The organism is Rhodoferax sp. PAMC 29310, assembly GCF_017948265.1.
Classification (GTDB): domain Bacteria; phylum Pseudomonadota; class Gammaproteobacteria; order Burkholderiales; family Burkholderiaceae_C; genus Rhodoferax.
Map to the genome: position 1 here is coordinate 1915068 of NZ_CP072852.1, position 25031 is coordinate 1940098.

Consider the following 25031-nt stretch of genomic DNA (forward strand, 5'->3'; position numbering starts at 1 on the left):
ACGCTGCCGAACTCACCCTGAAACTCCGAGCTTAGCGGTAAAACGCCTCGACTTTGCCCTTGAGCTTGATCAGCAGCGGGTTGCCTTTTCGGTCAACCGTTTTGCCGGCTGGCACTTTGACCCAACCTTCGCTGATGCAGTACTCAGCGACATCCGATCGCTCCTGGTCATTGAACAGAATGCCCACGTCCTGTTCGAACACGGCGGCCACATGGTGCGGACTGCGAGGGTCGATGGACAAATGGTCTGGCAAGGATGGGAGTTGTGTGGTGTCGGTCATGTGATGTCTCTAAAAAACGGTTTCAAACAGGTCCAATTTTCCCTGATTTGACCCGCTACCGCGTCCATCCCTCCAACCGATGGTGCTTTCAGTGCCGAAAAGGTGCCAAATGGGTGCCCCACTCGGAATCAAATGCCCGCCACTGTGCGCAGGCCACCCGGATCGACCAGACTCAAGGTGCGTCCTGAGCCACTGATCAAGCTGCGTTCACGCAACTGGCGCAGCACGCGGGACAAGGTCTCAGGCGCGATCCCAAGCTGCGCCGCAATAGAGCGCTTGCGTTGCTGCAACTGCACCTCCATGGCGCCCAGAGAACTGGCCTGAGCGTGACTGAGCAACCACTCCGCACAACGGGCTTCGGCGTCCTTGGCCAGTCGACTGGCGGCGAACTCTGTTTGGCGTCGGTGCGCGAGGGCCACGTCATGCAGCACCGCTTGAGCGGGCGCCGGCAGGTTGGTTATGGCCATGCGGAACTCGGCCACTGGAACGTGGCGCAGTTTCACCTCGGTCTGCGCCACCGCATCAACCACGTGAGGCAAATTCAGGACCGCAGAGGTCGACTCCAACCAACATGGCCCTTCTGCCACGCCCAACTGATGCTCCATCACGTCGCCATCCATCAATCCGAGGGCAATTCGTCCCGATTCGACATAGCAAACCCAGGCCGACGAACACCCGCGTTGGAGCAGGACATCCCCCACGGCTGCGACCTGACGTTCAGCGGAAGGGGTAAGGAATTGGGCTGAGAGCATGGGCGAACTGTGCCGTGACTCACCCGGTCTCACATTGAGCGACATCAAACAACTGACGGGAAACCCAAGAACAAGGACCAAGTGGAGGTTCGGACAGCCGTTGAGGGCCCATCCCGAACAGCCCGGATGCGGGCGCTGTAGGCGTGCAAATTTGATGCGATCATTGCCCACTCTCTGCATCCACGGCCTGCACCGCCCATCCTATGTCCACCCTTCTCGTCAAAAACGCCCGCTGCATTGCGACTTTCGACCAAGCCGATCCGACTCAGGCACGGGAATTGTCAGATGCCTCCATTTTTATTCGTGGAAACCTGATCGAGGCCATCGGGCCGGCAGTCGATTTGCCTCAAACCGCCGATGAAGTGATTGACGCGCGCCACCTGCTGGTCACGCCCGGCCTGATCAACACCCACCACCACATGTACCAAAGCCTGACCCGGGCGATACCCGGGGTGCAAAACGCTGAGCTTTTTGGCTGGCTACAAGGGCTTTACCCACTCTGGGCTGGATTAACGCCCGACATGGTGCAGGTGTCCACCCAAACGGCCATGGCCGAATTGCTCCTCAGTGGCTGCACCACCAGCAGCGACCACCTCTACATCTACCCCAACGGCGTGCGCCTGGACGACAGCATTGAAGCAGCTCAGGAGATTGGTATGCGCTTTGTGGCCACGCGAGGCAGCATGAGTGTGGGTAAATCTCAGGGCGGCTTGCCGCCTGATGAGGTCGTGGAACGCGAAGACTTCATTTTGAAAGACAGCCAACGTTTGATTGAAACCTGGCACGACACGGCCCATGGATCCATGATCAATGTGGCAGTGGCTCCCTGCTCGCCGTTTTCGGTGAGCCGGGATTTGATGCGAGAGTCTGCCCTGCTGGCCCGCAGTCTGAGCGCACGCCTTCACACCCATTTGGCGGAAAACGACCACGATCTGGCCTACTCACGAGAAAAGTTCGGCTGCACCCCCACGCAATACGCCCAAGACCTGGGCTGGCTGGGGTCGGACGTATGGCACGCCCACTGTGTGAAGCTCGATGACGAAGGCATCTCACTGTTTGCCGCGACTCGCACGGGAGTGGCCCACTGCCCCTGCAGCAATATGCGGCTGGCCTCAGGCATTGCGCCCATTCGCCAAATGTTGAACGCCGGTATTCCGGTGGGCTTGGGCGTGGACGGCAGTGCCAGCAATGACGCGGCCCACATGCTCAACGAAGCACGCCAAGCCCTGCTGCTGGCTCGCGTGGGGAGCGCCATGCGAGCGCCTGAGGTCAGGGTCACCGACAACGGTGAGTCCCGAACGTTCTTTGGCTGCGATCTGGGACCTGCCGAAATGACTGCCAGAGACGCATTGAGTCTCGCCACGCGAGGGGGGGCACAGGTATTGGGTCGAGAAGATATTGGGCATTTGGCACCAGGCATGTGTGCAGACCTCGCCCTTTTTGACCTGAACACCCTCGCATTAGCTGGCGGCGCCGTCCATGATCCAGTGGGCGCCTTGCTGCTGTGTGCCAGTCCTCAGGCCGCCTACACCGTGGTCAACGGACGGGTGATCGTACGAGAAGGACAATTAGCGACATTGGAGTTGGGACCCCTGATTGAAAAACACAACCGCCTGGCACGGCAGCTCGCAAAAATTTAGCTATTCAATAAATAGCTTGACACGCCCTATTTACAAGCGGTTCAAGCATTTTTTACAGCTGGTTTTGACTCGAAGCTGCCGGACCTTGCGCGCGAAGCAACTGAGTGGCCGTGGCCTCTTTTTGTGGATGCCCAAACAAACAACCCTGCGCGACATCGCACTTTGCCAACACTTCGCCAACTGGTTGGCGACACTCAGGCGGCCGGTCAATACCTCTGCTCATGATTCACAGTTCTGTGCGCTTACACGGAAGTCTGTCCCTCTCACCACGGCCACGGCCGCCGGTGTCCGATATTCGAAACGGCCACCCGAGTGCGCCATTGGAGTGATCTGGCTCTCCAAGCTTCCCTTGGAAAGTATTAGCTCTCCCAGGTTGACCCGGTTCATGACTTGTTGGTGTGCTTGTTTGAGCCGCGCCTCCGATCCGGCGCGGATCAACACTCGGGATCCATCTGAAAACAGCAGACTGACACTCCCACCCTCACCTGTCGTCAAAGTCAATGTTGGCGTCACAGCATGCCCGACAGAACCGCATTGACACTGCCGCCTGAGGTTGCCATCACATCCCCGGAGAGAGCCAACACTTTGATCTGCAATGGCTACAGCTTCAGCCAGTCCGCTGGAATGCGCAGTTCGGCCCCGGGCGAAATGAGTCGGTCATTCGGAATTTTGTTGATCGCCTCAGTTACAGAGCCATTCCGGGTCGCTTCAAAAACCGCTCCGTCAGGTTCCAAGGGTGATCGCCAGGTTTGATTGTGTAGAAATAGTCCGCGCCGATGGCTGGGGAAAGCACTGAAAAAAAACGGCAGGAGAAAAACCTTTGATGTGAAGATTTTCCAGTACCCGGGACACCGAAGTGTCAGCCTACTGCTAATTGTCACGCGCCCTGCCACTGCATTGATGGCGCACCATGACGAATCAAGAAGCGATGAAAGCATTGAATAAGGCCCTCCAGAACGACAAAAGCCCCGGTGAAATCGCCGGGGCTTTTGTGGTTCTGTGCTAAAGGTACAGGAATTCAGGGCATGCGGACCTGATTCGCAGCATTTATTCGCCCAGATAGGCTGCGCGAACTTGAGGGTCGTTCAGCATTTCTTTCCCGTTGCCCGTCATCGTGATCAACCCGGAATCCATCACGTAACCCCGGTTCGCAATCGCCAAGGCTCGGCTGGCATTTTGCTCAACCAGCAAAACGGTAACGCCTTGCGCAAAGACGTCCTGTACCACTTCAAAAATCTTGTCCACCATGATGGGAGACAAACCCATCGAGGGCTCGTCCAGCAGCAAGACCTTTGGACGAGACATCAGCGCACGGGCCATGGCCAACATCTGCTGCTCGCCGCCTGACATGGTGCCAGCCAATTGATCGCGACGCTCTTTCAAACGCGAAAAAATCGTGAACATCTTGTCGATGTCTGCCGAAATTCCAGCCTTGTCGTCACGGATGTAGGCACCCATGTGCAGATTCTCAAGAATCGTCATCCGGGTGAACACACCACGGCCTTCCGGCACCATGGCCAGACCTTGTCTCACCAGGTCCCAAGGCCCTTGGCCGCGAATGCTTTTGCCCAGGTACTCGATGTCTCCATCATTCAGGGGCAAGGAGCCGGTGATCGCCTTCATGGTTGTGGTTTTTCCGGCACCGTTGGAGCCGATCAAGGAAACCAGTTCACCTTCGTGGACTTCAAAATCCACGCCTTTGACAGCCTGAATACCGCCATACGCCACTTTGAGGCCGGAAACTTTGAGGAGAGTTTTTGTCATATCAGTGCCCGCTGGTGCCTAGGTAGGCTTCAATCACTTTTTCATTCTTCTGAACATCGGCCGGTGTGCCTTCGGCAATTTGCTTGCCGTAATCCAGCACGGTGACACGATCGCACAGACCCATAACCAATTTCACATCATGTTCGATGAGCAAAATGGTGCGGTTGTCATTGCGAATTTTGTCAATCAGCTCGCGCAGCATGACCTTTTCGGTCGCGTTCATGCCCGCGGCAGGCTCGTCCAAGGCAATCAACTGGGGGTCCGTGGCCAAGGCACGTGCAATTTCCAGACGCCGCTGGTCACCGTAGCTCAGGGTACGCGACTTGAACTCCGCCAAGTGGCCAATACCCACATACTCCAGCAATTCCTGAGCACGCTCAGTGATCGCTTTTTCTTCAGCTTTGAAACTACTGGTGCGAAAGATCGCGCCCAATATGCCAGAGCCGGTGCGAATGTGGCGCCCCACCATCACATTTTCCAGCGCGGTCATTTCAGCGAACAAACGAATGTTCTGAAAGGTTCGCGCAATGCCTGCCTTGGCAACTTCATGAACCGCTGTCGGCTGATAGGGTTTGCCGGCCAGGATGAAGCTACCACCGTCTGGCGTGTAGAGGCCGGTCAGCACGTTGAAGAAGGTAGTTTTACCGGCGCCGTTCGGGCCGATCAGGCCGTACACCTGGCCACGCTCGATTTTGATGCCCACATCGCTCAGGGCCTGCAGGCCACCGAAGCGTTTGGAGACGCCGGAGACGTTGAGTACTGTGTCTGTCATGTTCGTTCCATTACATTCTGTTGAGAGCAGCGCGCTGCGGTTTAAACCGGCGCACCGCTCTGCTGGTTATCACGCCTTGTTGGTTTCCAGGGCCTTGCCATGTTCAGGCGCAGGCCACAAGCCACGAGGACGCAGCAACATGACGGAGATCATGGCCAGACCAATCAACAACTGACGCAGAATCGACGCATCCAAACGACCGTCGGTCATGGATTGCAGCGGACCGGCCACATAACGCAGCACCTCCGGCAGGGATGCCAGCAAAATCGCACCCAAAATCACGCCGGGCAAATGTCCGATACCACCCAAAACCACCATGGCGACGATCATGACCGACTCCATCAAGCTAAAGGACTCTGGCGAGACGAAGCCCTGGAAGGAAGCGAACATCGCACCCGAGACACCACCAAAGGTGGCGCCCATGCCGAAGGCCATCAGCTTCAGGTTGCGGGTGTTGATGCCCATGGCCTTGGCGGCAATCTCGTCTTCACGAATGGCCATCCAGGCACGCCCGACACGGGATACCTGCAACCGGTGAGAAATGATCACACTGAAAACAGCCAGGAACAGGAACAGGTAGTAGTACAAGGACACGGAGGACACATCAAAACCAAACACCATCAGGTTTTGTCCGAAGTCCATCCCAAAGATGTGGAAAGAATCGATGGTGCCCAGGCCTTTGGGGCCGTTGGTGATGTTGATGGGGTGGTCCAGGTTGTTCATGAAAACACGAACGATTTCACCAAATCCCAGGGTCACGATCGCCAGGTAGTCACCGCGCAAGCGCAAGGTCGGCGCGCCCAGCAAGATCCCGAACAAGCCGGCCAATGCGGCCGAGAGTGGAATCACGATCCAGATCGGCATGTGCATGCCGTCGGGGAACATCGCTGCAATGGCGGGGAAGGTCTCAATCAGGTGAGGCGAACCCAGCAAGGCGTACATGTAAGCACCGAGGGCGAAAAACGCCACATAGCCCAAGTCCAGCAAGCCGGCATAACCCACCACAATGTTCAAGCCTAGGGACAGCAGAACATAGAGCAGGGCCATGTCAGCAATTCGGACCCAAGCATCGCCAAACCCCTGAAGAATCAAAGGCAGGACGAGAACACCCAGAGCCGCAAGGGCAAAGAGAAAAATATTCTTTTGTTGTTTCATGATGAGTATCCTTTAAGCGCGATCCGCCACGCGCTCGCCGAGCAAACCAGAGGGGCGCAATGTCAGCACAATGATCAACACGATAAACGCAAAGATGTCCTGGTAATTGCTGCCAAACACACCACCCGTCAGATCGCCGATATAACCGGCGCCCAAAGTTTCAATCAGGCCGAGCAAAATACCCCCTACCACGGCACCGCCGAGGTTGCCGATACCGCCCAACACCGCCGCGGTGAAGGCCTTGAGTCCGGGCAAGAAGCCCATGGTGTGGTGAGCGACGCCGTAGTTGGCAGCCCACATCACACCGGCAATCGCGGCCAACACGGCGCCAATCAGGAAGGTGGCAGAAATGACCATGTCAGGCTTGACACCCATCAAAGCGGCAACGCGGGGATTTTCCGCGGTGGCGCGCATGGCGCGACCCAGCTTCGTGTAATGCACCAGCCACATCAGAATGGCCAAGGACACTGCAGTGAGACTGAGAATCAGAACCTGTGTCGGAGATATGACAGCTCCACCCAACTCAAACGGAGTCGTGGGCAGCATTGCAGGAAACGACTTGTAGTTGGGCTTCCAGATCACCATGGCAACGGCTTGCAAGAAGATCGACATACCAATGGCCGTGATAAGGGGTGCCAACCGGGGGCTGTTGCGCAACGGTCGGTAGGCCAACTTCTCGATCACGAAGTTCAATGTGGCTGCGACCACGCAGGCAATGATCAAGGACAAAAAGAGAATTAACCAGCTCGGAATACCCGGCATGGCGTCCTTCATCAAGCCAATGATGCTCCAGCTGGTCAGTGCGCCGATCATCAAAACTTCACCGTGGGCGAAGTTGATGAGGCCAATGATGCCGTACACCATGGTGTAGCCTAGGGCGACAAGGGCATACATGCTGCCCAACACCAGACCATTGATGATCTGCTGCAAGAAAATATCCATAAACTTCTCCGATTTTTGATCAATCCACCCACCGCCTGAATGATGACAGTTGAATTGACCGTTTGGGCTCTACCAGGATTCAAGCAATAACTTTGCCAACGTCAAACCGTCGGCAAATGAGTGGACGGGATTGTATCGAAGGGGGGTCCTCCCGCACCGTCGTCAAGACGTGGGTTTTCCCTCATTCATCACTTATTACCGCTCTCAATAAGGCTCGCTAATAGAAGCTTTTGAGCCGGTCGCTCAACGGATCTGGCTTTGTCGGACCATTGGAACCAACCTCTCTGTCACTCCAATCAAAAGGGGCAAAGAAGTCGCCGAACTTTGGCCGCCCCGAGATTGCTTTGAGCTGATGAGAACAACACAATGAACGCCTAGACGGCATCTCGATGGGAAGCATCTGCATCTGGACGGAGTTCTGAAAAGAATTCAATTAAAAATTCAGTCGGCGCCCTTACTAAACAGCTGCATGGCGCTACTAAATGAGTAGCGCTTCTCGTTTATTCCCTGCACCAACAAGCGAGCGGGAGCGGCCTAGTCTTTCTAGCCAGACGCGCTCACGCAGCAAAAATTCAATTTGTGGTGCCGGAAATGCCCCAAAGTGGGGCGTCCAAGGCGCTGCGACTTGATTCGAAGTCAGCTCGCCTCCCCGGCTCATCCACCCATGAAGGGTCAAACTGCCACGTGGTCCAAGGCTTGGTGCAGGTCTGCCAAGACATCTTTAATGTCTTCCAATCCGATGGACAAGCGAACCAAACCTTCCGGGATACCAGAGGCGGCGCGCTCTTCCGGGGTGTAGGTGGAGTGCGTCATGCTGGCGGGGTGCTGCGCCAGCGTTTCAGCATCGCCCAGGCTGACTGCTCGCGTCACCAGTTTCAAGGCATTCATGAATCGAACGCCAGCGTCGAGGCCGCCTTTCAGCTCAAACGCGACCATGCCGCCAAATTGACGCATCTGACGCTTCGCCAATTCATGCTGCGGGCAGCTGGGCAACCCTGGAAAATGCACCACAGCGGTGGCGCCATGCTGCTCCAGCATCTCTGCTACCACCTGAGCACTCTGGCAATGGCGATCCATGCGCAAGGTCAATGTTTTCAGTCCCCGCATCACCAGATGGGCGTCTTGCGCTGACATCACCGCCCCAGTCATGTCTTTCAGGCCAAACAGGCGTACCTTCAATGCCAACTCAATATCGGAAAAAATGGCAGCCCCTGCGGTCAAGTCGCCATGCCCGCCCAGGTACTTGGTCATGGAGTGCACGCTCACATCGGCCCCCAACAACAACGGCTGCTGCAAATAAGGCGTGCAATAGGTGTTGTCCACCACCACCTTCGCGCCGCCGGCATGTGCAATTGCTGCGACGGCCGCAATGTCGACGAGGCGCATATTGGGGTTGGCGGGCGTTTCAAAATAGACCACCCTTGTTTTTGGCCCGATGGCCGCTGCCACATTCGCCGGATCTGTCATGTCCACGTGGTGAACGGTGACGCCAAACCGGGTCAAACCATGATTCAAGAACGCGTAGGTGCAACCATAGAGCGTCATGTCGGCCAGCACCTCATCACCCTGTTCCAGCATGGACCACAGGGTTGCTGTGATGGCCCCCATGCCGGAACCGAACACCACTGCACCAGCACCCTCCTCCAGGCTGGCAAGACGCCCTTCCAGCAAAGCCAGGGTTGGATTGGCAATGCGGGTGTAGAAGTAACCCGCCTCTTCACCAGCGAAGCAGCGCGAACCGTAGGCGACATCTGGAAACGAGTAAGTCGAAGACGTATAGATGGGGGGAACCAAAGCACCTTTGTTCTCCGCCGGGTTGTACCCGAAGTGAATGGCGCGGGTACTGAAGCCGCTGTTGCTTGATTTGAAGGTCGTCATGAAATAGTCTCGCTGTAATTTTGAGGGGTGAGGTCACAGCATTTAAACCGAGTCACTCTCGACCACGGTGGTATGTGCCATGCCACTGCTACTCCGCTAGGTGGTGCGGTTAGCGGGTCGATTTGAGTTTGATTTGTCGTTAACTTCCCAAAGCAGTGACTGCCGCACTTCTATCGAAAAATTTTGATCCCAAATCAGGCAAATAATTTACTCATCAGCACAGCAAAAATGACAAAAAATAGAATATTCAACCCAATAAAATACAAAAACTGGAAAATAATTTCCAAGGAAGATTTAAAGCTCGAAAATACCGACCGGCAATTGCTGGATGCCTTGCAAAAAGATGGAAGAACCACTATCGGCGACCTGGCTGAACGAGTGTCCTTATCGCAATCGCCCTGTTGGCGCCGGGTCCGTCACTTGGAGGAAAGCGGTGTCATCGCTGGCTATCACGCCCGGCTAGATCGAAAGCTGTTGGGGTATGGCGTACTGGGATTTGTGCACCTGGCGATGCACGATCACACGCCCGATATGGCCGCAGCCTTTGAGCGCGAAGTAGTGGCCCTGCCCCAGGTACTAGCCTGCCACAACCTGTCAGGTCGTTATGACTATCAACTGGAGGTAGTAGCGCAGGACTTGGAGTTGTTCGCCGAATTTGTACGAGGCAACATTCGCGGCTTGCCGGGGGTCAGAGAAATCTCAACCAGCTTTTCACTGAAAGAAGTCAAACGCTCGATTGCGCTTCCGGTTCAGTGAGTCACACTCACCCTATAGTCGCAGCTCAAGTCAATTGCGTGCGCCGTCCGAGTCAGTTAGCGCTTGGTAGCCACCGACCGGATCGGTTGACCACGGCGCAGCATACAGGGAGGGCGCGTACAGGGACGGACGAAATTCCACCTCATCATCCCCTCGATCACCCAGTGCCAGGCGTTCCAACTCCTGCGCCGGAATCGGCAAGGAGAACAGGAAGCCTTGAAGCTCATCGCACCCCATGGCCACCAGAAGTTCGCGCTGTCCGACAGTCTCTACACCTTCCGCCACAACACGCAAACCCAGCGCCCTGGCCATATCAACAATCGACTTGACGATGAAACGGGCATCTTCACTGTCTTCAAGGTCCGACACAAAAGCACGGTCGATCTTCAACTCAGCCGCCGGCAATTTCCGCAATGCGCCCAAGCTCGAATAGCCGGTACCGAAATCATCGATCGACACGTGAAAGCCTGCCAGGCGCATTTTGTCAAAGGTTCGCTGTGTGACTCGGGTGTCTTCCATGGCCACCGAATCGGTAATTTCACAGGTGAATCGCCCGGGTTGAATGTGGTGACGCTTTAGAGCCGCCTCGATCCGATCTACCAAGTCGTCTTCGCGCACTTGATAGCCAGAAAATTAACTGCCACCCGCATACGCAAGCCCCGCTCCCTCCACCGCGCGGCCGTTAGACAGGCCTCTTCCAGCACCCAGTTTCCGATGGCGCTGATTAATCCGTAACGCTCTGCCAACGGAATGAAAATATCGGGGCTCACAATGCCGCGCTCGGGATGATGCCAGCGCAACAACGCTTCAGCCGCGGTCACCTGAAGACTGAGCGCATCCATCTTGGGTTGGAAATAAAGTTCAAACTGGTTCAACTCGAGCGCTTGACGCAAGTCGTTCACCAACATCGTCTGCTCTCGAACTTCAACGCCCATCTTGAGGTCATACAGACAAAACCCGCCCCCACCATTGGACTTGATGCTGCGCATGGCCAGCGCGGCATACCCCACCAATTTGCCCAAAGCGCCGTGCTCTGGATAGCAGGCGATACCTATCGACGCGCTTAACTGTGTTTTGGTGGATTCCACCTGAAATGGGTCACCGAGAATTTCAATCACTCGCTTGGCGGCGGATAAACCGGTGGCGACACTGCCATTGACGATGATGGCAAATTCGCCGGCCGAGATATGACAAATCGCCGCTTTGGCGCCTGCTCTCTCGCTTAACCGCAAGGACACTGCTTGAAGTAGTTCATCGCCGACTGCGTGCCCAAATGCGTCGTTCAACAGCCCGAAGTTATCCAAAGCAAGATAGAGGACGCAAAATGCCCCGCCACGGCGTTCAACCTTGTCGCCACCCCGGGTCAGGATGGCGTCAAAGCTCGCTCGGGACAACAATCCCATCGCCGCGTCGTGCCCTACTACCGGCTCCGACTGGCTTTTTGAGGCGACATTCAGTGCTGCCACCAACGCAATGTTGCGCTGGCGCTCACGAAAGTAAAGTCCTACCACGAGAACAACCAGGAACGTGCTAACAGCTGCTATTGCAATTGACGTATCCATCAGATTTCCAATGTAGCCTTTCACCGCAACCAAGGGCATCTCGCGGCCCCAAACGGCCTGATCAATTCACCGATGCAGCAGGCCAAAAAGAAGGGGGACGGGGCAGCAAATACTAACCCACCTCTCAAAGGCATTGTCGAATTTATCCACCGACCCACACATTCAATTTAAAGACTGTTTCACCCCTGTTGGGCGGCAGGGCGAGGACAGGTGTTGCACAAGGCGTTGTCTCACCGGTTTCGCTACACCGAATTTGTTCATCTCCGCTGTATTTTCAGCCATTGCGACTTCCGCACCCAGCCTCGCCGACTAACAGAAACCGGTTGACAAACAGGTGAAATTAATTTGCCGCGACAACTTCCACTGCGTTGTCGTACACGTCGACGCGCTTGTCATACAAGGGAATCGTAGTGCCATTGACCCGGTTACTAACCAGCTTGGCCAAGTCAACATCCGCAATCACAATTTGCTCCATGTTGGGTACGCCTTCAGCGGCAATTCCGTCGCGTGCAAACGGAAAATCAGATGGTGTGATGACGGCAGCTTGGCCAAAATGAAGACCCAGTCCTTCTACGGCCAAATTCCCCACGGTACCTGTCACTGCCACGTAGACCTGATTTTCAATGGCACGGGCATGGCAGCAATAGCGAACTCGCCAGAAACCCTGTCGGTCATCCGTGCAAGAAGGCACAAAAATAATATCTGCGCCCTGCTCACACACCATGCGCGACAACTCTGGAAACTCAATGTCATAGCAGATCAATATGGCGATTCGGCCATAGGTAGTGTCAAACACGCGCAGGTTGTGACCCGGATCGCCTTTCCATTTCTCCTTCTCCCACCGAGTCAGGTGAATCTTGTCCTGGGTGAACACTTTGCCCTCAGGAGAGAACAAGTAAGCAGTATTCATCAACTTGCCGTCTGTGATGGTCGGGTGGCTACCGCCAATGATGTAAACGCCCCATTGCGCCGAAAGTTCACTAAACAAGGCTACATAGCGCTCCGTGTAGTCGCTCATGTCGCGAACTGCTTTACGCAGATCGCTGGTATCCATGAAAGACAACAACTGGGTCGTGAATATCTCGGGAAACATGACAAATTGAGGTTTGTAGTCTCCGGCCGCCTTCATGACAAATCGCACCTGATTCTCAAAATCATCCCAACTGTCAATGGCACGCAGCAAATACTGCACGGCGGCAATGCGGACAATGCCCTGGCTGGGTTGAAACGTAGGTTGCATTGGCTGAACAATTTCGGTCATGGCTGAAACTCCGTGAGGGATGAAGAAGCGATTTGAAGCGCCGTTTGGCGTGTGGGGTCATAGGTCGGATTGACCCAGGCAATCAGGGATGCCTGGCCGCAGGAATCGTCATCCTCTGGCAAGTAGTCGCTCATGATGCCGCAGAAATGGAATCCCTCCCGCAATTGAAAACTCAACACGGGGTCAACAAGGTCACCCCACAGCACCTTTTTGACGTACAGCTCTACAGACATCAAGTGCGATACCGCTCGGTAACCCGGCAATCTGCCACACGCGGTGATGCGTCGAAGATTCAAATGCCGACACAACTGGCGACGACCTTCATACAAGGTGTGGCCGACCCGCTGTCCACGCAAACCAGGGTCCACAAAGACCTCTGCGCCATACAAAGTAAAACCGTCGGGATTGTGCGTACTGAAAGTGCCTGCAGCCGTAATTTCACACCAAGTATGCTCGTCCGCCCATTCATCCCACAAAATCACCAGGGAACTGGCACAACCCACAATGTGTTGGTCCATTTCGGCAATTAGCTGACCTTCAGGAAAAATTTCCAATTGGTTGGCCAGATGGTCACGCCGCCACGGTGTAATAGTGGGGTAAACCCGTTTTTGAAGCTGAAGCAAGGCATCAACATCGCCGGGTTTCGTCGCTCGAACAGTCACTTTTTTCATGTCGGAATTATCCGTTGAGTCAAGCCTAACTCACCGACTCCTCTCGCCTGAAACACCCCTAAAAGCGACACTTGGCATCTACTTCTTGTTGGCTTCGTCATCCAGTGTCTTCAGATAGGCGAGCTTCTCGGCAATCTTGACCTCAAGGCCTCTGGGAGCGGGCTTGTACCAACCCGGTTGACCGATTCCATCAGGCAGGTAGGTCTCTCCCGCAGCATATGCGCTTGGCTCATCATGGGCATAGCGGTATTCATGGCCGTAGCCCAACTCCTTCATCAGCTTGGTGGGGGCATTGCGAAGGTGAACCGGAACCTCCCGGCTTTTGTCCTGCTTTACAAAGGCGCGTGCCTTGTTGTAAGCCATGTAACCCGCATTGCTTTTGGCAGCAATGGCCAGATAGATCACGGCTTGCCCTAGTGCCAGCTCACCTTCGGGACTCCCCAAACGCTCAAAAGTTAATGCTGCATCGTTGGCAATCTGCATGGCTCGGGGGTCAGCAAGCCCAATGTCTTCCCAAGCCATGCGAACAATGCGTCGCGACAGATACCGGGGATCGGCGCCTCCATCCAGCATTCTCGAGAGCCAGTAAAGCGCGGCATCGGGGTTTGATCCGCGAACAGATTTATGCAAGGCGGAGATCTGGTCGTAGAAGTTGTCGCCCCCTTTGTCAAACCGCCGTGAATTCTGAGTGAGCGCATTTTGAATGAACTCCGCATTGATATCGGTGACTCCCGCAGAACCTGCCGCTGTGCCGCACTGCTCCAGCAAGTTCAGCAACCGTCTGGCGTCTCCATCGGCATAGCCAACAAGCGTTTCGATGGACAACTCATCAAAAGTCAGATGTCCCAGCACCCCTTCCTGGGCCCTCGCAAGCAATTGCTTTAACTCATCGTCAGTCAATGATTTCAGAACATAGACCTGCGAGCGAGACAACAACGCCGAGTTAACTTCGAAGGACGGGTTCTCAGTCGTCGCACCAATAAAGGTCACCAGCCCCGACTCCGCATAGGGGAGCAAGGCATCTTGTTGCGACTTGTTGAATCTGTGAATCTCGTCCACGAACAGAATCGTGTGCTTGCCTTGGGACAGATTTTGCTGGGCTTGCTCCATTGCGGCACGAATGTCTTTGACCCCAGAGAACACGGCCGAAAGCGCAATGAACTCACAAGCAAAGGCCTTGGCGGTCAATCTGGCCAAAGTAGTTTTACCCACCCCCGGCGGGCCCCACAAAATCATGGAGTGAGGTTTGCCAGATTGGAAGGCGAGCTTGAGAGGCTTACCCTCTCCGAGTAAGTGGGATTGTCCAATCACCTCATCCAGCACCTTCGGCCGAAGGGCCTCAGCCAGGGGCGGCGTGGGCTTTCTTTCGAACAGGTCAGCCATGGTGAACCCGCCCAAAAATCGTGAAGTTCTTGGGTTGACCGCTTATCTGTACCGAACAAACGATACAAAATTTAGCCTTGGCGCCCGGTTTACTCAACATCAAAGAGGGGTTTGTCATAGGTTTCCGCGAAGCTGGCTTGGCACGTGCGGCTCAGCGGATTGAGCCGGAGCAGTATGAGCGCCGCCAGTTCAACCGCATGCGAGCGCTGCATTGCACTGCGTTACTGCCGAATCACATCCGTGCCCGCCGGTGGTTTGAATTGAAAGGATTCGGGCGCGAGGGAGGGATTGACCTCCACCTTGCTGAAAGTCAGCAATGAGCGCTGCCCAAAGCTGTCCAAAATCTCCAGCGCCGCCAGCTCAGCGGTTTTTCCAGTGGTTTTGAAGCCGACCCGAACGGTGTCCAACTGGCCATCTTTTGACTTCGGCGTCGCAGCCACCCACTGCAAACCATCTTTGTTCGGCGCATTGGCCAGAGTGAAATCAGCCTGAAGTGCTTTTAAATCAGGCGCTGCGGCAATCAACGCCGCTGGCGTGGAGCCCAGCACTTGCGTCTGTTTGCGGGCGGTGGCCTGATTCAAGTCGACATCAAACAGCCACAGGGTCTGGCCGTCTGCCACGATGCTTTGCGCAAATGGCTTGATGTAAATGAACTTGAATCGATTGGGGCGCGAAAACTCGAACGTGCCACTGGACGTCTTGACGCGGGGCGATTGACCGTCTTTGGGCGGGGCGCTGACCACTTGAGTGAATTCGGCCCGACCGGTTTTGACGGTTGAGACAAACAATTCCAAGCTCTCCAGGCCTCCAGCCCAGGCGAAACCTGCGCAAGACGCTATCAAACCAATAGCAAATAAAACCTTCTTCATTCAATTCCTTATCATTCAGCGCGTACAGGCACCAAGATTTCACGCTGTCCACTGCTGCTCATGGAGCTGACCAAACCAGCGTTTTCCATGTCTTCAACCAGTCGCGCGGCCCGGTTGTAACCAATCTTCAGGTGACGTTGAACCAGCGAGATGCTGGCCTTGCGGTTTTTCAACACGACTTCGACCGCCTGGTCGTACATCGGATCTTTTTCGCCAACCGGATCTCCATTGAGATCACTTTCGCCGTCCACAGTTCCACCTTCCAGCAGCCCTTCAACATAATTGGGCGCGCCCTGCGACTTCAAATAGCTCACCACCCGGTGCACCTCTTCGTCGCTGACGAAGGCACCATGCACCCGAATGGGCAAACCCGTGCCGCTGGCCATGTACAGCATGTCACCCATGCCCAGCAGGGCCTCGGCCCCCATCTGGTCCAGAATGGTCCGGCTGTCGATCTTGCTGCTGACCTGAAAGGCGATACGGGTTGGAATATTGGCCTTGATCAGGCCTGTGATCACGTCCACGCTGGGTCGCTGTGTGGCCAAAATCAAGTGGATACCGGCAGCGCGCGCCTTCTGGGCCAGCCGGGCAATCAATTCTTCAATTTTCTTGCCCACGACCATCATCAGGTCAGCCAACTCGTCAATCACCACAACGATGTGGGGCAAACGGTCCAGGGGTTCAGGCGACTCGGGCGTCAAACTGAACGGGTTGCCAATGTGCTCACCCCGCGCCTTGGCATCGTCAATTTTGACGTTGTAACCTGCCAGGTTCCGGACACCCATCTTGCTTAGCAGCTTGTAGCGGCGTTCCATCTCGGCCACACACCAGGTCAAGCCATGTGCCGCCTGGCGCATATCGGTCACCACCGGCGCCAGCAGATGGGGAATGCCCTCGTACACAGACATCTCCAGCATCTTGGGGTCAATCATCAGCAAGCGAACATCCGCTGCGTCGGCCTTGTACAGCAGACTCAAAATCATGGCATTGATACCCACTGATTTACCGGAACCAGTCGTTCCAGCGACCAGCACATGGGGCATCTTGGCCAGGTCAGCGACGACCGGGTTTCCGACAATGTCTTTGCCCAAGCCCATGGTCAGGAGCGACTTTGCGCCGTGGTACACCTGCGAACCCAAGATCTCAGACAAACGGATCGACTGCCGCTTGGCATTGGGCAGCTCCAAGGCCATGTAGTTTTTGCCCGGAATCGTCTCGACCACCCGAATCGAGACCAAACTCAACGAGCGGGCCAAATCTTTGGCCAGCCCGACAATTTGCGAACCCTTCACGCCCGTCGCGGGTTCAATCTCATAACGGGTAATCACCGGGCCCGGTTGGGCCAACACAACCCTTACCTCGACACCAAAATCCTTGAGCTTCTTCTCAATCATCCGGCTGGTCATCTCCAGCGTCTCTGGGGCGACGGTTTCCTGACGCTCCAGTGCACTGTCCAGCAAGGCAACCTGCGGCAACTTGCTGTCTGGCATCTCCGTGAACAAGGGCTTTTGCCGCTCTTTGGCAACGCGGTCGCTCCTGGGCACCTCTGCCAAAACTGGCTCGATCACCATGGGCTCGGGGTGATGAACGGCGATATCCTCCCGCTCAACCGTGACCACTTTTGCACGCGCACGCGCCGCTTTGCGGCCCAAGGCCATGTCTTGGGCGACTTCACGCTTGTTGCGCCGGGAATCCACCTGAAAGTACAGCCAGCCGCCCAAGCGCTCGGCCACCTGCGCCCAAGAAAAGCGAAACACCATTGAAGCGCCCAAAACACCTAATGCGATCGCCATCAATCCGGAGCCGGAAAACCCGAGCCACTTGATACTTAATGGCCCCAATAAATACCCGGCGATTCCGCCCCCATGGCCGGGCAAGCGGGCCTCAAGGCTGTAGAAACGGGTCCACTCCAACGTTGTGCTCGCGGCCAATAGCAGCAACAAACCCAGCCAAAAAGCCACGCGCGCCGGCAAATAGCGAGCAGGAAGCGATGGCACCGCTTCTTGCTTGGGCAAGATCAACTCGCGAGAGCGCAGCCAGCGAGCCAAGCTGGACAACCAGACGCGAACACCAGCGGCGAGGCACCACCAGACGGAAAACCCCAGCGCGAAATAGCTGGCATCGGCCAACCACGCCCCGAGCCAACCGGCACGATTCATTGGCGCGCCAACACTGCCCGATGTCGACCACGCCACATCAGTGGCCGAATAGGTGACCATCGACACAATCCAGAAACCAAGCGCAAGCAGGCCCGCTAAAAGCAGGACTTCATCTGCAAACCGCGTCCATCCGGAGCGAACAGTGGCGTTGGTGGTGCGCGAAGAATTGAGTGTGTTGAATGAATAAGTCATGAAACGGGTGTGAGTGGAGGCCTGGCTTTGTCAGTGGGAGCTCTCGCATCACCGGGGTGATGCCCGCCTTTCAGTCAGAGTGATGAAGCCCCCCTCGCCGGTTTCAATGAAGCCCTGCTCCTCAAAGTCGCGCATCACACGACTGACCATTTCACGTGATGCGCCCACCATTTTGGCGATGTCCTGACGTGACATTTTTTCGCGAATGACCAATTGATGATCCCCCTCTGGCACCGCATAACCCATGAGCACCTTGGCGACCCGCCCGTACACATTCAAAAGCGCCAGAGAGCCAATCTTTTCATTGGCCTGGCGCAGTCTCAAAACCAGGCCCCGCATTACCGCCTGAGCCATGGACACATTTTGGTTGAGGCAACGCTCAAACTCGGCGCGCCCCAAAATCAGGACGTCCGTCTGGATCTCGGCCACCACACTTGCCGAGTGTGGCTCGTTGTCAATCAGACTCATCTCGCCCACATAATCACCCGGCCTTAAGGTGGCCAAAATAACCTCGCGTGATTGCCGATCAGTCATCACGACGCGCGCCCGCCCGGCCAAAATCAAAAATAATGAGTGTGCTTGCTCACCTTGCTCAACAATGGTTTCACCACGCTTAAAGCGTTGTTTTCCCACGGCTCCCGACAGGAGGATGCCTTGGTCTGACGTAATCATCGTGAAAAGCGGCACACGACGGATCAACTCTGCATTACTCAACATTGACATTCCAATTCCCTATTCCCGGTTTCCCATGCCCAGTCCGGCAAGCATCGATGGGTTTCTTACAATTGATGAATTCACCAACGAGTTATTCAACTCTGAGAGTGGGCGTTATTGATTTTCTACTCGGCGCCTCGAACTGTACACGGCAGCATTCATTTATTACAAAAGGTATTCAAGATGTCAAACACCAGACACGCTCGGGTCTTAGTTTTGGGCTCGGGCCCCGCTGGCTACACTGCGGCGATCTATGCCGCTCGCGCCAACCTTAACCCATTGCTCATCACTGGCATTGCGCAAGGCGGCCAGTTGATGACCACGACAGACGTCGACAATTGGCCTGCCGATGTCGATGGCGTGCAAGGCCCAGAGTTGATGCAACGCTTTCAAGCCCACGCTGAACGGTTTAAAACCGAAATCGTGTTCGACCACATCCACACCGTTGATTTCAGTCAGCGACCCTACAAATTGACTGGCGACGCTGGTGAGTACACCTGCGACTCACTCATCATCTCAACAGGGGCGTCTGCCAAATACTTGGGATTGCCCTCTGAGACTGCGTTCATGGGGCGTGGTGTTTCCGGCTGCGCCACCTGTGATGGATTTTTCTACCGAGAACAGGTTTGCTGCGTAGTTGGCGGGGGCAACACCGCCGTTGAGGAAGCTCTGTACCTGTCTAATATTGCCAGTAAAGTTATTCTGATTCACCGCCGTGACAAGTTCAAGGCTGAGCCGATATTGGTTGATAAATTAATGGCCAAGGTTGCGGCCGGCAAGATTGAGCTCAAAACATTTTTCACCCTGGACGAGGTACTTGGCGATCAAAGTGGCGTGACCGGCGTCAGGATCAAGAGCGTTGACACCGGCGTCACGGAGGATCTGACCCTAAAAGGGTGCTTTATTGCCATCGGGCACTCCCCCAACACCGACATTTTCCAAGGTCAGCTTGACATGGCTGGTGGCTACATCGTGACCCACGGGGGGCTGAAAGGGTTTGCCACACAAACCAGTGCCCCGGGCATCTTCGCCGCAGGCGACGTCCAGGATCACGTCTATCGACAAGCCATTACCAGCGCAGGGACCGGTTGTATGGCAGCGTTGGACGCACAGCGATTCCTGGAACAGGACTGAACTGATCGCGCCCGCTTGATCTGGCAAAGCCCGCTATAATGACGGGCTTTGCTGTATTAGACCCGTGAGGGCCAGACTGCGGCGACGGGGTTACCGCCACCCTTTTTATTGGCGAGGTGAGGCCGGGCAAGATCCCACGCGTTTGTGCAAACAAACCGTTTTTGAAAGTGCCGGCCGTTAAGAAGTATCGGAGTGTCCACATGGCACGCGTATGTGTAGTTACGGGCAAAGGCCCCATGGTCGGAAACAATGTTTCCCACGCCAACAACAAAACCAAGCGCCGGTTCCTGCCGAACCTGCAATACCGTCGTTTTTGGGTCGAAACCGAAAATCGTTGGATTCGCCTTCGCATCTCTAACGCTGGTTTGCGTTTGATCGACAAAAACGGCATTGACGTTGTGCTCGCAGATTTGCGCGCACGTGGCCAAGCATAAGGAGAACGACCATGGCAACCAAAGGCGGACGCGAAAAAATCAAGCTGGAATCCACAGCTGGCACCGGTCACTTTTACACGACCGACAAAAACAAGAAAACCATGCCCGAGAAAATGCTGATCAAGAAATTTGATCCAAAAGCTCGCAAGCACGTGGACTACAAAGAAATGAAACTGAAGTAATTCAGCGTCATCAATAAAAAAACCCGCCTTCAGCGGGTTTTTTTTATGCTCGACCTCATTCACGGAGGAATTTGAAGCTCTCATTTCTAAGCAACGAAGCAACGTTGAACGCGAGAAAATCACATTGATCCAAAAAAACAAAAGCCCGCTTTCGCGGGCTTTTACCTGGGGAGAGGCGACTAACGCCGCGTCCGCGTCCTGTTACGCATGGGCTGCGCGAAGACGAAGTGAAAACTCTTGCAGAACGGCAATGCCGCTCGCCTCAGCGCGATGACACCACGCCTGCAGGTCCATCGTCAATTGCTCTCGCGTATGAGACCGGCTTAACCACATCTGCCTCAGTTCTTCACGCATCACAACCATCTTGTCCAGTACCGGCGACGCCGCTCTCGCCTCGACCAACTGAGCAACCACCGCAGCAGGAACTTTATCGGCATCACGGTGCAGCCAGCGCCGAGCCGCCTTAATAACGTTTGCATCGGCGCGGCGCGCCTTCAGTGCTTGCAACTCTTCCCTGAAAGCACGACGCATGTCTAAAGCATAGCCGGCCATGATTTCATAACGATTGGCAATTAGAGCTTCCAACGTCTTTTCGTCCGCCTGTGGGCGCAATTTGCCCAACGCCAACTTGGGCGGGGTTTTCTTTACTGCCGCAAGTCCAACACTCTGCATCAGGGTGATGTACATCCAACCGATGTCGAATTCAAATGGTTTGACTGACAGTTTGGCGGAGGTGGGATAGGTGTGGTGATTGTTGTGCAACTCCTCACCGGCAATCAAAATCCCCCAGGGAGATATATTGGTACTCGCGTCTGCGGCTTCGAAATTACGATACCCCCAATAATGAGCAGCCCCGTTAATGATGCCGGCAGCCATAATCGGGGTCCAAGCCATTTGAACAGCCCAAACTGTAAGTCCAGCCGCACCAAACAATGCAACGTTGATGATCAACATCAAAACAACCCCTTGCCAAGACAGGCCGGTGTAGATTTTTCGCTCCATCCAGTCGTCTGGCGTGCCATGTCCAAAACGTGCCATGGTCTCCATGTTTTTGGACTCAGCTCGGTACAGCTCTGCTCCCTGAAGCAATACAGTTTTGATTCCATGCACATGAGGGCTATGCGGATCTTCAGACTTCTCACACTTGGCGTGGTGCTTGCGGTGAATAGCTGTCCACTCTTTGGTCACTTGGCCCGTGGTTAACCAAAGCCAAAATCTGAAAAAGTGAGACGCAATTGGATGTAAATCCAAAGACCGATGGGCCTGGTGACGATGCAGGTACACGGTGACGCTGATCATCGTGACATGCGTAACGACCAATGTGAACAACACAATTTGCCACCATGACAAACGCCAAGCCCCATGGGTAAGCCAATCCAGCACCGAATTCACAATGTTCCAATCGGATAAGTACATAAAGTAAAAATCTCTCAACGACGTATTGATATTTAACAACTGCGAACAACGCAGCACATAGACTTTGTCAGTTTACGACCGATCGGCCATAGACGCTGCTTAATTTATGAGCAAGTCCTCTGTACTGTAAGGTCATTTCACCCGTTAGGTCTTTTGCCAAACGGCGGCAAAGAAACCGTCGGTCTGGTGACGATGTGGCCATAGCCGAAGGAATCGCTGCCCATCTTCACCGCCGCTGCACAAAGTGGGCGCGCCCTCAACCTTCAAATCGTTGAGTATTTCTCCCGCATTGAGTACCGTGAACTCTTTATTGAGCTCAGTGAATGCCTCCGCGATAGACTCATTCTCCTGTGGCAAGACGCTACAAGTTGCATAAACCAATCGCCCACCCGATTTCAGCAATCGCGCGGCGCTCTGCAGAATGGATGTTTGTTTGACGACCATTTCCTGCACTCCTTCTGGCGTCTGACGCCATTTAAGGTCCGGATTGCGTCGCAATGTCCCCAAGCCCGTACACGGCGCATCAACCAACACCCGGTCGATTTTCCCGGACAAGCGCTTGATTCGGTCATCGCGCTCATGGGCAATCGCCGCGGGGTGAACATTGGACAAACCACTTCGGGCTTGTCTGGATTTAAAAGAATCAAGCCTGCCCGCGGAGGTGTCAAACGCATACAGGCGACCGGTACTGCGCATTGCCGCGCCAATGGCCAGGGTCTTGCCTCCAGCACCCGCACAGAAGTCAACCACCATTTCACCTCGTTTGGCGTCAAGCAACATCGCCAACAATTGAGAACCCTCGTCTTGAACCTCGATGGCTCCGCGGGTAAACGCATCGGTCTTGTTCAAGGCAGGCCTACCGGCAATGCGCAGTCCCCAAGGAGAAAACGGTGTTGGCAGGGCCTTGATACCCAGTTGTGCCAATTCTTTTTGTACATCTGCTCGCTTGGAATTCAGGGCATTCACGCGCAAGTCCAAGCCGGCGCCTTTGTTGAAGCTTTCAACCAGTGCCCAGAACTCATCACCTAACTGATCTTTGAGTGGCTGGACTAACCAATCGGGCAAATTGTGACGGTGACGTTCCATCAGATCCGCCACATTCACTTTCTCACATTGATCCAGCCAAATGATCTCCTGCTCAGACAATGCACTGCGCAAGAAATCGCCTGGGCCGTAAAAACCCAAAATAGCCAACCGTCGCTCCTTGGGACCGGAGCCGGAAGGCGAAAAATGGTCAAACAACTGTTTTTTTCTCAGCACGGTGTAAACCGTCTCAGCGAGCGTTGCGCGCTCGCGAGGCCCAAGACCCCGGTGGTCTCGGAAAAACCGCGACACGATAGCGTCGGCGGGATGATCAAATTTGAGAGTAAGTCGGACGAGTTCGGAACAAACGTCGAGAAGGGCTTTAGGATGCATAGCTTTGGATTGTCCCATGTCTGATGAAACTCTTCCGCCTTTGATCGAAACTCGAAAGGGCAAGTACCGTCACTACAAAAATCTGCCGTACGAAGTTATAGGAACGGTCCGTCACAGCGAGACACTAGAACCGATGACACTCTACCGCGCCTTGTACGGAGATCAAGGGCTTTGGGTGCGCCCTGCCGCCATGTTCAATGAGTCCATTGCCATCGACGGGGCGCTGGTGCCACGCTTTACCTGGATTTCTGACTAATCACCAAGATGACCAGACTGTCCCCCGCAAGCGCCACTTCCGCATAACACCAATCAATTTCGCAAGAAACTAATAATGTGGCGGCAAGTCATCGCCGAGCTGGCGATCATTGCCACGAACCCCATCTGCGTGAGATTGCTGCAATCGGGCCACTTCTCTTATGAGTGCATCAATTTGGGTCTGCTGGCGCACGACCACCTGGTTCAATTGATCCATCAAGTCCTCACCAAAACTGGCTTTCACTTCCAGTTCGGTGAGGCGCTTATCAACAATACGAATGCTTTCCATAACCCATTAGTTTATCCGCCCCAGCTTTTTTGGCGACAGCTAAAAATGAAAAAGCTATGGCTAAGTGTCGCGTCCCGTGTGATCATGTTCCCGTCCGCAGCTGGCCCTTATTCAAAGCTCGCCAGTTGATGCGGGGCGTGATTGCGTCCTTACAAGGAGAGAAGACGTCATGAGTCAAGTCCATCCCTGCGCCCGAACCACCCCTCGCACACGCGCTGAGATAAGGACCTCGCCCGCTGGTGCCAGTGCGCTGGCCGACCGATACAACATCACGCCCGCCACCGCTCGCAAGTGGAAAGAGCGCGAAGATTCAGAGGATCGCTCCCACCGCCCGCGTACGCTGAAGACGACGCTCAGTCCAGCGCAGGAGCAACTTGTTGTCGAGCTTCGGCGCACAGTTCTACTGCCCCTGGACGACCTGCTGGCGATCACCCGCGAGTTCATCAATGCCGCTGTTTCACGCTCAGGCTTGGACCGTTGTTTGCGCCGCCATGGCGTCTCCGATCTGAAAGGCCTGCTGCCACAAGTTGAGGGGGAGCCTGCGCCACTGAAAACCTTCAAGGACTACGAGCCTGGATTCATACACATTGACAGCAAGTACCTGCCGCAGATGCCTGATGAGACGAAGAGGCGCTACCTCTTTGTGGCCATTGATCGAGCGACACGGTGGGTCTATTTCCACATTTACAACGACCAGACTGACGTCAGCAGTACCGATTTTTTGTGCCGGTTGAGAAAAGTCTCGCCCATGAGAATTCAAAAGATTCTGACTGACAACGGAAGTCAATTTACCGACCGTTTTACAGCCAAGAGCAAACAAGCCACGGGCAAGCATACGTTCGACATCAGCTGTGCCGAGATGGGTATCGTGCATCGCCTGTCGCCCCCACGCCATCCGCAAACCAATGGCATGGTGGAGCGCTTCAATGGGCGCATCAGCGACTTGGTTAAGCAAACACGTTTCTCATCAGCGGCTGAGCTGGAGGCGACTCTGACGCTCTATTTAAAGACCTACAACCACCATATCCCGCAGCGGGCTTTGAAGCACCAAACACCTATTCAAGCTTTGCAGAAATGGCGCGCAGGAAAACCTGATTTGTTTGTCAAGCGAGTTTATGAACAGGCGGGACTTGACAGCTAACCCTCCCAAATGGG

The 25031-nt window shown here is 55.0% G+C and carries 24 protein-coding genes and 1 pseudogene; 7 read left to right on the forward strand and 18 right to left on the reverse strand.

Annotated features, from left to right (window positions below; translation table 11 throughout):
• Positions 1-31: 31 nt before the first annotated feature.
• Together J8G15_RS08660 and J8G15_RS08665 are read right to left on the reverse strand one after the other, a co-directional pair.
• Entirely contained in the window at positions 32-280 is a 249-nt protein-coding gene (locus tag J8G15_RS08660; protein ID WP_210547085.1) for a DUF3297 family protein, read from the reverse strand.
• 128 nt (positions 281-408) lie between these two features.
• The gene (locus J8G15_RS08665; RefSeq protein WP_210547086.1) at positions 409-1032 is read right to left on the reverse strand and encodes a Crp/Fnr family transcriptional regulator; all 624 of its coding nucleotides are present in this window, start codon (positions 1030-1032) and stop codon (positions 409-411) included.
• Between the two features lie 203 nt (positions 1033-1235).
• Here J8G15_RS08665 and J8G15_RS08670 point away from each other — a divergent pair, with 203 nt between their 5' ends.
• The gene (locus J8G15_RS08670) at positions 1236-2672 is read left to right on the forward strand and encodes an 8-oxoguanine deaminase (RefSeq protein WP_210547087.1); all 1437 of its coding nucleotides are present in this window, start codon (positions 1236-1238) and stop codon (positions 2670-2672) included.
• A gap of 219 nt (positions 2673-2891) precedes the next feature.
• On the opposite strand, the gene J8G15_RS22080 is transcribed toward J8G15_RS08670, so the two are convergent.
• From J8G15_RS22080 to J8G15_RS08700, 6 genes are all read right to left on the reverse strand, one after another.
• Positions 2892-3185, reverse strand: a complete 294-nt coding sequence (locus J8G15_RS22080) for a FecR domain-containing protein (RefSeq protein ID WP_370627524.1) — start codon at positions 3183-3185, stop codon at positions 2892-2894.
• A 534-nt stretch (positions 3186-3719) separates the two neighbouring features.
• Complete coding sequence (locus J8G15_RS08680; RefSeq protein ID WP_210547089.1) at positions 3720-4436, reverse strand: ABC transporter ATP-binding protein; 717 nt, start codon at positions 4434-4436, stop codon at positions 3720-3722.
• Position 4437: 1 nt separating this feature from the next.
• On the reverse strand, positions 4438-5208 hold the full coding sequence (locus J8G15_RS08685; RefSeq protein ID WP_210547090.1) for an ABC transporter ATP-binding protein: 771 nt from the start codon (positions 5206-5208) through the stop codon (positions 4438-4440).
• A 69-nt stretch (positions 5209-5277) separates the two neighbouring features.
• Positions 5278-6363, reverse strand: coding sequence for a branched-chain amino acid ABC transporter permease (locus tag J8G15_RS08690; protein ID WP_210547091.1), 1086 nt, complete (start codon positions 6361-6363; stop codon positions 5278-5280).
• A gap of 12 nt (positions 6364-6375) precedes the next feature.
• Positions 6376-7305 carry a branched-chain amino acid ABC transporter permease gene (locus J8G15_RS08695; protein WP_210547092.1) on the reverse strand — a complete coding sequence of 310 codons (930 nt, stop codon included), beginning with the start codon at positions 7303-7305 and terminating at the stop codon, positions 6376-6378.
• 672 nt (positions 7306-7977) lie between these two features.
• Complete coding sequence (locus J8G15_RS08700; RefSeq protein ID WP_210547093.1) at positions 7978-9183, reverse strand: methionine gamma-lyase; 1206 nt, start codon at positions 9181-9183, stop codon at positions 7978-7980.
• A 183-nt stretch (positions 9184-9366) separates the two neighbouring features.
• Between J8G15_RS08700 and J8G15_RS08705 the strand changes: the two genes are divergently transcribed.
• Positions 9367-9939: an Lrp/AsnC family transcriptional regulator gene (locus J8G15_RS08705; protein ID WP_240538490.1), complete on the forward strand. Its 573-nt coding sequence runs from the start codon at positions 9367-9369 to the stop codon at positions 9937-9939.
• Positions 9940-9969: 30 nt separating this feature from the next.
• On the opposite strand, the pseudogene J8G15_RS22085 reads toward J8G15_RS08705, so the two are convergent.
• The 7 genes and pseudogenes from J8G15_RS22085 to J8G15_RS08745 all read right to left on the reverse strand — a co-directional run bounded on the left by J8G15_RS22085 (position 9970) and on the right by J8G15_RS08745 (position 18759).
• Positions 9970-11540: pseudogene (locus J8G15_RS22085) on the reverse strand (putative bifunctional diguanylate cyclase/phosphodiesterase).
• 301 nt (positions 11541-11841) lie between these two features.
• Positions 11842-12762, reverse strand: coding sequence for a carbon-nitrogen hydrolase family protein (locus tag J8G15_RS08720; protein WP_210547096.1), 921 nt, complete (start codon positions 12760-12762; stop codon positions 11842-11844).
• A complete protein-coding gene (locus J8G15_RS08725; protein WP_210547097.1) occupies positions 12759-13433 on the reverse strand; it encodes a GNAT family N-acetyltransferase in 675 nt (224 codons plus the stop codon). The genes J8G15_RS08720 and J8G15_RS08725 overlap by 4 nt, the downstream gene beginning before the upstream one ends.
• 78 nt (positions 13434-13511) lie before the next feature.
• Entirely contained in the window at positions 13512-14816 is a 1305-nt protein-coding gene (locus J8G15_RS08730; protein ID WP_210547098.1) for a replication-associated recombination protein A, read from the reverse strand.
• A 221-nt stretch (positions 14817-15037) separates the two neighbouring features.
• Positions 15038-15685: an outer membrane lipoprotein chaperone LolA gene (gene lolA, locus J8G15_RS08735; protein WP_210547099.1), complete on the reverse strand. Its 648-nt coding sequence runs from the start codon at positions 15683-15685 to the stop codon at positions 15038-15040.
• A gap of 11 nt (positions 15686-15696) precedes the next feature.
• Entirely contained in the window at positions 15697-18036 is a 2340-nt protein-coding gene (locus tag J8G15_RS08740) for a DNA translocase FtsK (protein ID WP_210547100.1), read from the reverse strand.
• 48 nt (positions 18037-18084) lie between these two features.
• Entirely contained in the window at positions 18085-18759 is a 675-nt protein-coding gene (locus J8G15_RS08745; RefSeq protein ID WP_210547101.1) for a Crp/Fnr family transcriptional regulator, read from the reverse strand.
• A gap of 174 nt (positions 18760-18933) precedes the next feature.
• On the opposite strand from J8G15_RS08745, the gene trxB reads away from it, so the two are divergent.
• From trxB to rpmG, 3 genes are all read left to right on the forward strand, one after another.
• Positions 18934-19884: a thioredoxin-disulfide reductase gene (trxB, locus tag J8G15_RS08750; RefSeq protein ID WP_210547102.1), complete on the forward strand. Its 951-nt coding sequence runs from the start codon at positions 18934-18936 to the stop codon at positions 19882-19884.
• A 200-nt stretch (positions 19885-20084) separates the two neighbouring features.
• Positions 20085-20318 (forward strand): 50S ribosomal protein L28, encoded by a 234-nt coding sequence (gene rpmB / locus J8G15_RS08755; protein WP_210547103.1) that lies wholly within the window; start codon positions 20085-20087, stop codon positions 20316-20318.
• A gap of 11 nt (positions 20319-20329) precedes the next feature.
• The gene (gene rpmG / locus J8G15_RS08760) at positions 20330-20500 is read left to right on the forward strand and encodes a 50S ribosomal protein L33 (protein WP_210547104.1); all 171 of its coding nucleotides are present in this window, start codon (positions 20330-20332) and stop codon (positions 20498-20500) included.
• Between the two features lie 201 nt (positions 20501-20701).
• Here the strand turns inward: rpmG and J8G15_RS08765 are convergent, their stop codons facing one another.
• Both J8G15_RS08765 and J8G15_RS08770 read right to left on the reverse strand, forming a co-directional pair.
• Complete coding sequence (locus J8G15_RS08765) at positions 20702-21916, reverse strand: fatty acid desaturase (protein ID WP_210547105.1); 1215 nt, start codon at positions 21914-21916, stop codon at positions 20702-20704.
• Positions 21917-22060: 144 nt separating this feature from the next.
• On the reverse strand, positions 22061-23332 hold the full coding sequence (locus tag J8G15_RS08770) for an RsmB/NOP family class I SAM-dependent RNA methyltransferase (protein ID WP_210547106.1): 1272 nt from the start codon (positions 23330-23332) through the stop codon (positions 22061-22063).
• Positions 23333-23348: 16 nt separating this feature from the next.
• Here J8G15_RS08770 and J8G15_RS08775 point away from each other — a divergent pair, with 16 nt between their 5' ends.
• Positions 23349-23588 carry a DUF1653 domain-containing protein gene (locus J8G15_RS08775; RefSeq protein WP_210547107.1) on the forward strand — a complete coding sequence of 80 codons (240 nt, stop codon included), beginning with the start codon at positions 23349-23351 and terminating at the stop codon, positions 23586-23588.
• A 69-nt stretch (positions 23589-23657) separates the two neighbouring features.
• On the opposite strand, the gene J8G15_RS08780 is transcribed toward J8G15_RS08775, so the two are convergent.
• Entirely contained in the window at positions 23658-23876 is a 219-nt protein-coding gene (locus tag J8G15_RS08780; protein WP_210547108.1) for a SlyX family protein, read from the reverse strand.
• Between the two features lie 169 nt (positions 23877-24045).
• On the opposite strand from J8G15_RS08780, the gene J8G15_RS08785 reads away from it, so the two are divergent.
• On the forward strand, positions 24046-25017 hold the full coding sequence (locus J8G15_RS08785) for an IS481 family transposase (protein ID WP_210547109.1): 972 nt from the start codon (positions 24046-24048) through the stop codon (positions 25015-25017).
• Positions 25018-25031: the final 14 nt, after the last annotated feature.

Bases quoted from the DNA above. Each gene is read 5' to 3' on its own strand.
- lolA (WP_210547099.1), bottom strand. From the start codon at position 15,685: ATGAAGAAGGTTTTATTTGCTATTGGTTTGATAGCGTCTTGCGCAGGT.
- J8G15_RS08685 (WP_210547090.1), bottom strand. From the start codon at position 5,208: ATGACAGACACAGTACTCAACGTCTCCGGCGTCTCCAAACGCTTCGGT.
- J8G15_RS08785 (WP_210547109.1), top strand. From the start codon at position 24,046: ATGAGTCAAGTCCATCCCTGCGCCCGAACCACCCCTCGCACACGCGCT.
- J8G15_RS08780 (WP_210547108.1), bottom strand. From the start codon at position 23,876: ATGGAAAGCATTCGTATTGTTGATAAGCGCCTCACCGAACTGGAAGTG.
- J8G15_RS08680 (WP_210547089.1), bottom strand. From the start codon at position 4,436: ATGACAAAAACTCTCCTCAAAGTTTCCGGCCTCAAAGTGGCGTATGGC.
- J8G15_RS08775 (WP_210547107.1), top strand. From the start codon at position 23,349: ATGTCTGATGAAACTCTTCCGCCTTTGATCGAAACTCGAAAGGGCAAG.
- rpmG (WP_210547104.1), top strand. From the start codon at position 20,330: ATGGCAACCAAAGGCGGACGCGAAAAAATCAAGCTGGAATCCACAGCT.
- J8G15_RS08770 (WP_210547106.1), bottom strand. From the start codon at position 23,332: ATGCATCCTAAAGCCCTTCTCGACGTTTGTTCCGAACTCGTCCGACTT.
- J8G15_RS08660 (WP_210547085.1), bottom strand. From the start codon at position 280: ATGACCGACACCACACAACTCCCATCCTTGCCAGACCATTTGTCCATC.
- J8G15_RS08695 (WP_210547092.1), bottom strand. From the start codon at position 7,305: ATGGATATTTTCTTGCAGCAGATCATCAATGGTCTGGTGTTGGGCAGC.
- J8G15_RS08720 (WP_210547096.1), bottom strand. From the start codon at position 12,762: ATGACCGAAATTGTTCAGCCAATGCAACCTACGTTTCAACCCAGCCAG.
- J8G15_RS08690 (WP_210547091.1), bottom strand. From the start codon at position 6,363: ATGAAACAACAAAAGAATATTTTTCTCTTTGCCCTTGCGGCTCTGGGT.
- J8G15_RS08745 (WP_210547101.1), bottom strand. From the start codon at position 18,759: ATGTCAATGTTGAGTAATGCAGAGTTGATCCGTCGTGTGCCGCTTTTC.
- J8G15_RS08670 (WP_210547087.1), top strand. From the start codon at position 1,236: ATGTCCACCCTTCTCGTCAAAAACGCCCGCTGCATTGCGACTTTCGAC.
- J8G15_RS08740 (WP_210547100.1), bottom strand. From the start codon at position 18,036: ATGACTTATTCATTCAACACACTCAATTCTTCGCGCACCACCAACGCC.
- J8G15_RS08725 (WP_210547097.1), bottom strand. From the start codon at position 13,433: ATGAAAAAAGTGACTGTTCGAGCGACGAAACCCGGCGATGTTGATGCC.
- J8G15_RS08765 (WP_210547105.1), bottom strand. From the start codon at position 21,916: ATGTACTTATCCGATTGGAACATTGTGAATTCGGTGCTGGATTGGCTT.
- J8G15_RS08665 (WP_210547086.1), bottom strand. From the start codon at position 1,032: ATGCTCTCAGCCCAATTCCTTACCCCTTCCGCTGAACGTCAGGTCGCA.
- J8G15_RS08730 (WP_210547098.1), bottom strand. From the start codon at position 14,816: ATGGCTGACCTGTTCGAAAGAAAGCCCACGCCGCCCCTGGCTGAGGCC.
- J8G15_RS08700 (WP_210547093.1), bottom strand. From the start codon at position 9,183: ATGACGACCTTCAAATCAAGCAACAGCGGCTTCAGTACCCGCGCCATT.
- trxB (WP_210547102.1), top strand. From the start codon at position 18,934: ATGTCAAACACCAGACACGCTCGGGTCTTAGTTTTGGGCTCGGGCCCC.
- rpmB (WP_210547103.1), top strand. From the start codon at position 20,085: ATGGCACGCGTATGTGTAGTTACGGGCAAAGGCCCCATGGTCGGAAAC.